Below are 11425 nucleotides of genomic sequence, written 5' to 3'. Positions count from 1 at the left end.
GTGGAGCTGACAGATACTAATCGTTCGAGGACTTAACCACAGTCTAATAAAGTGTAATATCAAGTGAATCTTGTTATCAAACGTTATTTAGTTTTGAAAGAATAACTCTTTCTAATTGCATATTGTCTGGTGATGATGGCAAAGAGGTCACACCCGTTCCCATGCCGAACACGGAAGTTAAGCTCTTTAGCGCCGATGGTAGTTGGGGGTTTCCCCCTGTGAGAGTAGGACGTTGCCAGGCACGCAAAGAAGAAGGACAGCAGAAATGCTGTTCTTTTTTGTATGGAGAAAAGAGAATAAATGGCCAAGTGCAGCTAGGGGGATTTTAAACAAAAGCAGTGCCTGAATTTCCTAGAAAAAGGCCATTAAAAGGTTTTACAGCAAGAATACCGAACTTCATCAAGGCAAAAACAGCGATTGTATCTGATTGTGGAAAAAGATGGAAAGGTTCACAGAAAATCATAGTTATCGCGCAGAAAAGAATCGTTATCGCACAGAAAATGTTGCTATCTGCACACAATTAATGGACTTCTGCACAGAAATTGCGGAATCCGATATTCCGAGCTAAAAGTTTTGGAAATCGTTGGCGAAATGAGCATAAAAACATGCTGAGCGGGCAGAAATGTTGGTTGAGCGAGCATAAACTGACAGTGAACGAGCACAAAGTAGCCCTAAGTGAGCAGAAAGTTGCTGGGAACGACAAATGCGGATCTTTAAAGGAAACGTAGCTGATTTTACTAGAAAAGGTCATTTAAAAGGTTTTACAGCAAGAAAATCCAACTGCGTTCAGTGAAAATCAGGTGATCAAACTTTTTTAGAGGTAAAGCCCAAATAACATCCTAAATACTTCATACTCTCATCCTCTGTGCCCAGATATTTTTTTGTAGACATACACGATCTTTGATCACAGTCATACAATAGGAGAGGGTAAGATAATTCGAAATTTTGTATACAACTGTGGATCTGTGGCAAAACTGTTTGTATGGAGGTGGAGAGTGTTGAATTCGGAAGATGTGAAGAAATCGGTCGGGGAAACGTGTATTATTTGTGATACGAAAAAAACAAAAGGAATTCATCTCTATACAAGTTTTGTTTGTACAGATTGTGAGATTGATATGATTCAGACTGAAACAGAAGATCCAAAATACAAATACTTCATCAATAAGCTGCGGAGAGTGAAGACACCGCCGTTATATTCATAGGCTGCCTGATTGGCAGCCTTTTTCATTGTAAAAACTATTAGCGCAATGAGGTTATCTCCGTTCAGATGCGGCACCTAACTCACTGTGAAAAAGACAATTTCCTGAACAATCCAAAAACGAATTCCCTGTAGAATTCCTATTCTTCAAGAGCTGAATAAGACACAGGAACTTATGTTCATATTTAATAGAGTGCATTCTTCTCCTTTCCTTTTGTTCTTTGTAAATCTATTGATATAATAACGGTAATAAATATTAAAGGGCGGTTTCGTTAAATGGTAACTCCGTTGTACACAGAATTAAAAAGACATGCATCGAAGAATCCAGTTTCGTTTCATGTACCAGGCCATAAGTACGGACAGGTATTTCCGCAGGAAGCACTAGAGGATTTTGCTCATATCCTTCAATTAGATGCGACAGAGATTACCGGTTTGGATGACTTGCATAATCCAAGCGGTCCGATTGCAGAGGCGCAATCATTGGCTGCAGAGCTATACAAGGTTGAGAAAACCTTTTTTTTAGTAAATGGTTCTACGTCAGGGAATTTGGCGATGATTTTAGCATGCTGTGAAAAAGATAAGCCGGTTCTTGTGCAGCGTAATAGTCATAAGTCCATTATTAGCGGTATTCGGCTGGCGGGTGCAAGGCCTGTGTTTCTTTCTCCGAAATATGATGAAGAGCTGAAGGTGCCGACTTATGTGGAGCAGGAGACAATTGCTGAAGCCATTAAACAGTTTCCGGATGCACAAGCCTTAATTTTAACAAGTCCTAATTATTATGGGGTTTCGAATGATATACATGATGCAGTTGAACTTGCACATGAAAATAATATTCCAGTTTTAGTGGATGAAGCACATGGAGCACATTTTGTATTGGGAAGCCCGTTTCCCAGGTCTGCTGTGGAGGCTGGTGCCGACGTCATTGTTCAGTCCGCACATAAAACGCTGCCTGCGATGACAATGGGCTCGTATTTACATGTGAATAGTAAATTCGCAGATGCTGATCGAATTGCATACTTTCTGTCGATCCTCCAAAGCAGCAGTCCTTCTTATCCAATTATGGCATCTCTTGACCTGGCCAGAGCTTATTTGAACGAATTAAAAACATCTGAGCAATCACTTCATGACATTTTTCATTCAATAGAAAATTTTAAAAATCATATTAGTGGGATAGATGAGCTAAGTATCGTGACTTCAAAAGATCAATATGCCAGCTTCGATCCTCTTAAGCTTACGGTAAAATCGACGATTGGTTTATCGGGTTTCGAGCTTCAGGGACATTTAGAAGCATCCGGCATCTACACAGAGCTTGCAGATCTTCAGAATGTTTTGCTTGTTTTGCCATTATCAAATAAGCAGAAGACGAAATTTGGGTATAAACCTATAAAGAGAAGCCTTTTTCAAAATAAAAGGGTTAAGATGCCCGCTATAAATAATCCTCTAGTAAAAATCAGCATGCTGCCCCTATCTTACTATCAGCTAAATGGGTATAGTAAAGAAGCCGTATCTTTTCAAGGAGCAATAGGTTTGTTGAGTGGTGATGCTGTTATCCCATATCCTCCAGGAATTCCTCTTTTAATGGAAGGGGAAAAAATTACTGAGGGACATATTGAAGAGATGAAACAGCTGATTCGAGGCGGTGCGAGGTTTCAAGGAAGTCAAATGATAAATGAAGAAAAGCTTGCAGTTTATATAAAGAAAAGGTGATTGGAATGAAAGGCATATTTATTACATTTGAAGGACCAGATGGTGCAGGGAAAACTACGATTCTGAACATGCTTTCAGAGGAGCTGAAGGAAAAAGGCGTAGAAGCCGTTTTTACTAGGGAACCTGGCGGAATCCGGATCGCAGAGCAAATTCGAGAAGTAATTTTAAATAAAGAAAATACAGAAATGGACCCAAGAACAGAAGCGCTGCTTTATGCTGCAGCAAGGCGCCAGCATATTGTTGAAAAAGTTATTCCTGTTTTAAATGAAGGGAAAATAATAATCTGTGATCGATTTATTGATAGTTCATTAGCTTATCAAGGATATGCCAGGGAGATTGGTGTGGACGATGTTTATTCCATCAATATGTTTGCTATTGACGGAGTGATGCCTGAGGTTACTTTATATTTTGATATAGAGCCTGAGCGCGGGCTAATGAGAATCAATGGAAATGAAGGCAGAGAAGTAAACCGGCTTGATCTTGAGAAGATGGACTTTCATCTTAAGGTTCAAACGGGCTATAAACAGTTAATCGAAAAATTTCCGGACCGGATAAAAGTGATTAACGCTGATCAGTCTCTAGAGAACGTCTACAGGGATGTTAAGGAAGTTTTAGTTCCTTATTTAAAATAATCGCTGATATAATAAGTAACAACAATGTTACAATTACCATAAATGAAACAATGCTTTATCGATTTTAAACTGTTAAACTATAAGGAGGCATACCCATGAAAATGATAATGGCGGTTGTACAGGATCAAGACAGCAATAAGCTTTCAAGTGCATTGGTTGAGCATAATTTCAGAGCAACGAAACTCGCGAGCACTGGAGGATTTTTAAAATCCGGCAATACAACGTTTCTGATTGGTACGGAAGATGCCCGTGTCGAGAAAGCATTGGCTGTCATTAAAGAAAATTGCCAGTCAAGGGAACAGCTTGTTGCACCCGTTTCTCCAATGGGAGGAAATGCGGACTCTTATGTTCCATACCCTGTGGAAGTCGAAGTTGGCGGGGCGACAGTCTTTGTATTGCCAATCGAACAATTTCATCATTTTTAAGGGGAAGCAAGATGAAAATAAATCAAGAGCTTAGGGCCGGCATCGACCAGAGGAATTCGAATCTTAAGACGGCTGCTGCTGGATCAAAGCCATTTTCAGATATGGTAATGAAGCAGGGAAACAAGCTTCATTTTCAGCAATTAAACACGCTGATGGCAGATGTAGAAGAGGCAGGCCGCCGTGTAGCAAGATCAAGGAATATGCGGGAGCTGTCAAGATACAAGGCCCTTGTAAAACGTTTTATCAAAGAAGCTGTGGATTATGGGCTTAAAGTCAAGCAGTCGAACAGCTGGGACTATAATGGAAATACTAGGTCTCTGGTGGTTGTTGAGCAGCTGGACCAGCATTTAATTGAACTGACTGAGAATCTGCTGGCAGATGATCAATCATCAATTGATATATTAGCAAAAATAGGGGAAATTAAGGGACTCTTAATTAACCTTTACACGTAAAGAGTGATAGATATGACAATGAGTACTTGGAGTGAATTAGCTGCCTATCAGCCAAAGGTACTAAAGCTGCTGGGAAACAGCATTGAAAAAAATCGCCTGGCTCATGCGTACCTTTTTGAAGGGAAAAGAGGAACCGGAAAAAAGGAAATCAGCCTGCTTCTTGCCAGGAGATTTTTTTGTGAAAATCCGGAAGATTATACACCTTGCGAGACATGCAGAAACTGCAAGCGCATCCATTCAGGAAATCACCCAGACGTTCACTTGGTGGAGCCTGATGGTTTATCCATAAAAAAATGGCAAATTCAGGATCTTCAAGGAGAGTTCACGAAAACTGGCGTGGAATCAAGCAAAAAACTATATATCATTTCACATGCAGATAAAATGACGGCAAATGCTGCCAATAGTCTGCTGAAATTCTTAGAAGAGCCTAATGCGAATACAATGGCCATTTTGATGACAGAGCAAGTACATCAAATTCTGAATACGATTATTTCAAGGTGTCAAACACTTACATTTCAAACTTTGCCAGCCATAGCTATTGAAAAAGAATTGATGAAACACGAGGTTTCCGCTAACTTTGCCAAAATCACGGCAAGAATAACCAACAATATTGAAAAAGCGCTCGAATTAAGTCGAGATGATTGGTTTGCACAAGCGAGACTTGTAGTGATAAAATTGTATGAAGTATTATCAAAGCGTAAAGGACAGGCATTTGTCCATGTTCAAACGCAATGGATGCCATTTTTTACTGAAAAAGATCAGCAAGACATGGGACTGGACTTGCTATTATATTTATATAAAGACATTCTTTCCATCCAAATTGGCAATACGGAACATGTAATCTATCAAGATCTGCTTCCACAGTTAGAGCAGCATGCCATTCAAGTATCAAGGCAAAAGGTGCTTGAAAAAATAACTTCTATTTTAGAAGCAAAAAAGAGGCTCCAAGCGAATGTGAGTCCGCAATTACTGATGGAGCAATTGGTTTTATCTTTGCAGGAGGGATAAGATTGTATGATGTAGTGGGTGTCCGCTTTAAAAAGGCGGGTAAAATATATTATTTCGACCCTAATGGGCTTCAAATAGAAAACGAAGACTTTGTCATCGTCGAAACAGTAAGAGGCGTAGAATTCGGCAAAGTAGTAATCAATAAAAAACAGGTTGGCGAGAATGATATTGTCATGCCGCTGAAAAAGGTTCTTCGAGTAGCGGATGAAAAGGACCGTCTCATTGTAGATGAAAACCATCATGCTGCAAAAGAAGCATACGATGTTTGTCAGCAAAAGGTGACGGAGCATCGATTAGATATGAAACTGGTAGATGTTGAATACACGTTTGACAGAAATAAAGTGATTTTTTACTTTACAGCAGATGGACGTGTTGATTTTAGAGAATTGGTAAAGGATTTAGCAGCCATATTTAAGACTCGGATTGAGCTTAGACAAATTGGCGTCCGTGACGAAGCGAAAATGCTTGGCGGAATTGGTCCTTGCGGAAGAATGCTCTGTTGTTCTACTTTTTTAGGCGATTTTGAACCGGTTTCAATCAAGATGGCAAAAGATCAGAATCTTTCTCTGAATCCAACGAAGATCTCAGGATTATGCGGCAGATTAATGTGCTGTCTGAAATATGAGAATGATGAGTACGAATCGGCTAAAGAACAGCTCCCGGACATCGGCGAATCAATCGGTACTCCGATTGGAGTTGGAAAAGTAGTAGGGTTAAATATATTGGAACGTGTTTTGCAGGTAGAGCTTTCAGAAAAGGACCGCGTGGTTGAATTTACTTGGGAAGAATTAATGAAAGAAGACGCAGTTCCAATGAAATCCACAGATTAATGAGGTGGAACAAGTGGATAAAAAAGAGATCTTTGAATCTGTAAGCAGCATGGAAGAACAAATCGGCTCTCTGTATAGGCAGCTTGGAGAGCTAAAGCATCATTTAGGCGAGTTGATCGAGGAAAATCATCATTTGCAGCTTGAAAATGAAAACCTGCGTCGGCGCCTTGACTCAACTGCTGCAGCGGTTCAAAAGAAACAGAATAAACAGCATACAGATAAGCAAACCTTGGATTCAAAGATTGTAGACATTGGAGAGGGATATGACAATTTGGCCCGCCTTTACCAGGAAGGCTTCCATATTTGCAATGTTCATTATGGAAGTGTTCGTAAGGACGGAGACTGCTTGTTTTGTCTTTCCTTTCTTAATAAGAAATAAACTGGCTTTCCTGAAAATGGGAAAGCTTTTTTTTTGGAAGCTTTGTCAATACTAAAAAGAAAGGGTTTTATGATGGTTGAATTAATAGGAGATGAACGACTCGATTATTTGCTGGCAGAAGACTTGAGAATTATTCAAAGTCCATCTGTTTTTGCGTTCTCATTAGATGCTGTTCTTCTTTCAAAATTTGCATATATGCCTATTCAAAAGGGGCGGGTACTTGATTTATGTTCGGGAAATGCAGTTGTGCCCTTGCTTCTTTCCACTAGGTCAAAAGCACTGATTACAGGAGTTGAAATTCAGCTGCGTTTATTTCAGATGGCTGAAAAAAGCGTGGCTTATAATCAGCTTCAGGATCAAATTAATATGATTCATGGCGACTTAAAGGACATGCCAGCTTTGTTAGGACATGGAAAGTTTGATGTGATTACATGTAATCCTCCTTATTTTAAAACGCCAAAAAAAGAAGAAATGAATCAAAATGAGCACCTTGCTATCGCGCGCCATGAAATTCTCTGTACGCTTGAGGATGTAATTCGAGTAAGCAGCCAGCTTGCCCGAATGGGAGGGAAGATTGCACTCGTGCATCGTCCTGGAAGAATGATTGAGATAACAGAGCTAATGAAAAAATATAAAATTGAACCGAAACGGATTCAGCTTGTATACCCGAAACAGGGAAAAGAAGCGAATACTTTATTAATAGAAGGAATTAAAGGCGGACAGCCTGATTTAAAGGTACTGCCTCCATTGTTTGTCTATGATGAAAACAATGAGTACACAAAAGAAGTGAAAGAGATTTTATATGGAGACAAATAATGAACATTTCTTTTATGTGCTCGAATGCAGCGATGGCAGCTATTATGCAGGATACACGAATAACTTGGAAAACAGGATTCAAAAGCATAATTCTGGGAAGGGTGCTAAATATACCCGTGCAAGGAAACCGGTAACGCTAATCTTTAAAAAAGGATTTGAATCAAAGAGTGAAGCTTTGAAAGCAGAGTATTCTTTCAAAAAGCTGAACAGGAAAGAGAAGGACGAGTTTTTGAGGGTGCCTGATGACGGAAAGGATTTTAGCATGTTTACGGGGAGGATGAAATAATGCAGGAGCAGAAGAGTTTTAATCAAGATTCCGAGTGGGGTTCCCTTTACTTAGTGCCTACTCCAATAGGTAATTTAGAGGATATGACGTTTCGAGCAATAAATATTTTAAAAGAAGTGGATTTGATTGCAGCTGAAGACACACGAGAGACTAAAAAACTATGCAATCACTTTGAAATTGATACTCATCTCATTAGTTATCATGAGCATAATAAAGAGTCAAGCGGCCATAAAATTCTCGAACTGATGAAACAGGGAAAGAATATTGCGCTAGTGAGTGATGCAGGTATGCCGATCATTTCGGACCCGGGTGATCAGCTGGTGAATGAAATATTGGCAGAGAACGGAAAAGTCATTCCGCTTCCTGGGGCAAATGCAGCGCTGACTGCTTTGATTGCATCCGGAATTACGCCTCAGCCCTTTTTCTTTTTCGGATTTTTAAATCGGCAAAGAAAAGAAAAAAAGAAGCAGCTGGAAGAACTCAGCAAACGCACGGAAACCATTATTTTTTATGAATCGCCTCATCGGTTAAAAGAAACACTGTCGGTCATGAGTGAAATATTAGGAGATCGAAGAATTTGCTTATCAAGAGAGCTGACAAAACGCTTTGAAGAATTTATTAGAGGATCAATAAGTGAAGCTATCAAATGGTCGGAGGAAAATCAAATTCGCGGTGAGTTCTGTTTAATAGTAGAAGGACAGGATCAAAATGATGCAGTTCCAGAGGAAGAGTGGTGGAGCTCGCTTTCGCTCCAGGAACATGTTGCTCATTATGTGAAAGAAGGATCATCTTCTAAAGAAGCGATTAAACAAGTGTCAAAAGAACGCAATGTGCCAAAGAGAGATGTGTATCAATCGTATCATGTGGAATAAAAAGAGACCTGACAATTTTGTCAGGTCTCTTTGCTGCATTATTTCACTAAGTTGCTTTGGATTTCTTTAAGGATTTGTTCTGCACCTTCACGGCTAAGAACCAATTTACCGTTGCCTAGAGTGAAGTTATCATCAGAAACTTCTCCAGTTACAGCACAAATCATATTTGGTTTATATTTTTTAAGGATGATTCTTTCATCATCAACGTAGATTTCTAGTGCGTCTTTTTCTGCAATTCCTAATGTGCGTCGTAATTCAATCGGAATAACAACACGGCCAAGCTCATCAACTTTACGTACGATTCCTGTAGATTTCATGTGTATATTCTCCTCCCAAAAATTAGGTTTCTCTATGTGTGTTTTTCTTAACTTCGTCATTATTCGACAAAATCTTTATCTCCATAAGCATAACAGTGTTTCCAATAAACGTCAATCCTTAACTAAGCAAATAATTTGTAAAATAAAGTGAAATTTTATGAACCCTATTATATCAAGCTTAATAACATTCTATACCCTTAATAAAAGGAAAATAAACTCATAAAAGGAAATTATTAATTATACATACAATAGTATTAATTCAAAATATTGTTTATTTAATTATAATGATTGTTCGACAAGAATCAACAAAAATATTTTATTAGGAAACATTTAGCATAATACAGCCAATCATATGATTCTGCACTCCATTTGTTTTTTTGTCCATAGAAGGTATATTTTCTTGATATTAAAGGCTAAGATGGTATCATAAAGAGTATATAAAACATTGTTTAGTCGCTCTCGTCCATTGGGGCGGGGGCTTTTCTTCTCTTACCTAGAGACAGTCTTCATTACCAGGAGGGAAACGGATGGAAGATCAGAGAAAATCATTCTATATTACAACACCAATTTATTATCCAAGCGGGAAGCTGCATATTGGACATGCGTACACGACGGTAGCGGGCGACGCGATGGCCCGCTATAAACGCATGCGCGGTTTTGATGTCATGTACTTAACGGGAACTGATGAGCATGGCCAGAAAATCCAGCGAAAAGCAGAAGAAATCGGGGTTACACCTCAGAAATATGTTGATGACATCGTCAGCGGCATCGAAGATCTTTGGAGCAAATTAGACATTTCTTATGATGACTTTATTCGTACAACTCAAGATCGACATAAAGATATTGTCGAAAAAATATTTGCACAGCTGTTAGAACAAGGGGATATCTATTTAGATCAATATGAAGGCTGGTATTGCACACCTTGTGAATCTTTTTTTACAGAAAGGCAGCTTGATAATGGAAATTGTCCAGACTGCGGACGACCTGTCGAAAAAGTAAAAGAAGAATCTTATTTCTTTAAAATGAGCAAATATGCAGATCGTCTTTTGCAGTATTACGCAGAAAATCCTGAATTTATTCAGCCTGAATCACGCAAAAATGAAATGATCAATAACTTCATTAAACCAGGATTGGAAGATTTAGCTGTATCGAGAACGACATTTGACTGGGGAGTTAAAGTTCCTGGTGATCCAAAGCATGTCATTTATGTTTGGATCGACGCCTTATCTAATTACATCACTGCACTGGGATACGGCTCAGAGAATGATGAAAAGTATAAAACGTTCTGGCCGGCTGATGTACATTTGGTTGGAAAAGAAATTGTCCGATTCCATACAATTTATTGGCCAATTATGCTGATGGCTCTTGATTTGCCTCTGCCTAAAAAAGTATTTGCACATGGGTGGCTTTTGATGAAAGACGGTAAGATGTCAAAATCAAAAGGAAATGTTGTCGATCCTGTTACATTGATTGACCGCTACGGTTTGGATGCACTTCGCTATTACTTGTTAAGAGAAGTACCGTTCGGTTCGGATGGCGTATTTACTCCAGAAGGTTTTATCGAAAGATTGAATTACGATCTTGCAAATGACTTAGGTAACTTGCTAAATCGAACGATTGCTATGATTCAAAAATATTTCGATGGCGAGCTTCCGGCATACAGCGGGCCGAAAACCGATTTTGATGAAGAGTTAACTTCATTCAGTAAAAATACAATTGAAAAATATGAAGAGGCGATGGAAAAAATGGAATTTTCCATTGCATTAAATGCTCTATGGCAATTCATCAGCAGAACAAATAAATACATTGATGAAACACAGCCTTGGAATCTTGCAAAGGATGAGGCAAAGAAGGATCATCTCGGTTCGGTCATGTATCATTTAGCTGAGTCCTTACGAATATCTGCTGTATTGCTTAAGCCGTTCCTGACAAAAACCCCGGATAAAATGTTTGAACAGCTTGGCATTGAAGATGCTGGATTAAAAGAGTGGGACAGCTTAACAGAGTTTGGGCAGCTTCCGCAAATTAAAGTCTTAAAAGGTGTTCCGATTTTCCCAAGATTAGAAGTGGAAGAAGAGGTTCAATATATAAAAGAACAAATGCAAGGTTCAGTACCTGCAGCTGTGGAAGAAAAGAAAGAGCAAGAAGCGGTTGAATCCGGCGAAATTACATTCGATGAATTCATGAAAGTTGAAATGAAGGTCGCTGAAGTGATCCATGCAGAACCTGTAAAGAAAGCAGATCGTTTATTAAAACTTCAGCTGGATCTTGGTTCTGAAAAGAGACAGGTTGTGTCGGGAATTGCAAAGTCTTATCAGCCTGAACAGCTCGTTGGGAAAAAAGTGATTTGCATCACGAATTTAAAACCAGTTAAACTGCGCGGAGAATTATCGCAAGGCATGATACTTGCAGGAGAAGAAGATGGGAATTTGTCACTTGCTACTGTCGATTCCAGTCTTCCGAACGGAACGATTATCAAATAAAAGAAGAGCTAAAGAGGTGT

13 protein-coding genes and 1 rRNA gene are annotated in these 11425 nt (G+C 39.1%); 13 read left to right on the top strand and 1 reads right to left on the bottom strand.

Annotated elements, in window-relative coordinates; all coding sequences use genetic code 11:
• Positions 1-125 precede the first annotated feature (125 nt).
• From rrf to rsmI, 12 genes are all read left to right on the top strand, one after another.
• Positions 126-241 (top strand): 5S ribosomal RNA (gene rrf, locus CYJ36_RS22450).
• A 754-nt stretch (positions 242-995) separates the two neighbouring features.
• Complete coding sequence (locus tag CYJ36_RS22440; RefSeq protein WP_318184079.1) at positions 996-1202, top strand: sigma factor G inhibitor Gin; 207 nt, start codon at positions 996-998, stop codon at positions 1200-1202.
• Between the two features lie 272 nt (positions 1203-1474).
• The gene (locus tag CYJ36_RS22435) at positions 1475-2905 is read left to right on the top strand and encodes an aminotransferase class I/II-fold pyridoxal phosphate-dependent enzyme (protein WP_101569462.1); all 1431 of its coding nucleotides are present in this window, start codon (positions 1475-1477) and stop codon (positions 2903-2905) included.
• Between the two features lie 5 nt (positions 2906-2910).
• Positions 2911-3537, top strand: coding sequence for a dTMP kinase (gene tmk, locus CYJ36_RS22430; protein ID WP_101569461.1), 627 nt, complete (start codon positions 2911-2913; stop codon positions 3535-3537).
• Between the two features lie 95 nt (positions 3538-3632).
• Complete coding sequence (locus CYJ36_RS22425; protein WP_101569460.1) at positions 3633-3962, top strand: cyclic-di-AMP receptor; 330 nt, start codon at positions 3633-3635, stop codon at positions 3960-3962.
• 11 nt (positions 3963-3973) lie between these two features.
• Positions 3974-4414: a YaaR family protein gene (locus CYJ36_RS22420; protein WP_101569459.1), complete on the top strand. Its 441-nt coding sequence runs from the start codon at positions 3974-3976 to the stop codon at positions 4412-4414.
• An 18-nt stretch (positions 4415-4432) separates the two neighbouring features.
• Entirely contained in the window at positions 4433-5422 is a 990-nt protein-coding gene (gene holB, locus CYJ36_RS22415) for a DNA polymerase III subunit delta' (protein ID WP_374702852.1), read from the top strand.
• A 2-nt stretch (positions 5423-5424) separates the two neighbouring features.
• Positions 5425-6252, top strand: a complete 828-nt coding sequence (locus CYJ36_RS22410) for a PSP1 domain-containing protein (protein WP_101569457.1) — start codon at positions 5425-5427, stop codon at positions 6250-6252.
• A gap of 13 nt (positions 6253-6265) precedes the next feature.
• The gene (gene yabA, locus CYJ36_RS22405; protein WP_101569456.1) at positions 6266-6631 is read left to right on the top strand and encodes a DNA replication initiation control protein YabA; all 366 of its coding nucleotides are present in this window, start codon (positions 6266-6268) and stop codon (positions 6629-6631) included.
• Between the two features lie 72 nt (positions 6632-6703).
• Positions 6704-7447, top strand: coding sequence for a tRNA1(Val) (adenine(37)-N6)-methyltransferase (locus CYJ36_RS22400; protein ID WP_101569455.1), 744 nt, complete (start codon positions 6704-6706; stop codon positions 7445-7447).
• Positions 7434-7733 (top strand): GIY-YIG nuclease family protein, encoded by a 300-nt coding sequence (locus CYJ36_RS22395; protein ID WP_101569454.1) that lies wholly within the window; start codon positions 7434-7436, stop codon positions 7731-7733. The genes CYJ36_RS22400 and CYJ36_RS22395 overlap by 14 nt, the downstream gene beginning before the upstream one ends.
• A complete protein-coding gene (rsmI, locus tag CYJ36_RS22390) occupies positions 7730-8605 on the top strand; it encodes a 16S rRNA (cytidine(1402)-2'-O)-methyltransferase (RefSeq protein ID WP_257962593.1) in 876 nt (291 codons plus the stop codon). The genes CYJ36_RS22395 and rsmI overlap by 4 nt, the downstream gene beginning before the upstream one ends.
• A gap of 38 nt (positions 8606-8643) precedes the next feature.
• Here rsmI and CYJ36_RS22385 read toward each other — a convergent pair whose 3' ends face one another.
• Positions 8644-8928: an AbrB/MazE/SpoVT family DNA-binding domain-containing protein gene (locus tag CYJ36_RS22385; RefSeq protein WP_180850539.1), complete on the bottom strand. Its 285-nt coding sequence runs from the start codon at positions 8926-8928 to the stop codon at positions 8644-8646.
• A gap of 521 nt (positions 8929-9449) precedes the next feature.
• On the opposite strand from CYJ36_RS22385, the gene metG reads away from it, so the two are divergent.
• Positions 9450-11405 (top strand): methionine--tRNA ligase, encoded by a 1956-nt coding sequence (gene metG / locus CYJ36_RS22380; RefSeq protein WP_101569451.1) that lies wholly within the window; start codon positions 9450-9452, stop codon positions 11403-11405.
• Positions 11406-11425: the final 20 nt, after the last annotated feature.

Origin of the sequence: Bacillus sp. UMB0893 (assembly GCF_002858905.1) — a bacterium.
GTDB lineage: Bacteria > Bacillota > Bacilli > Bacillales > Bacillaceae > Bacillus_P.
This window is presented reverse-complemented; position numbering and strand designations above follow the sequence as displayed.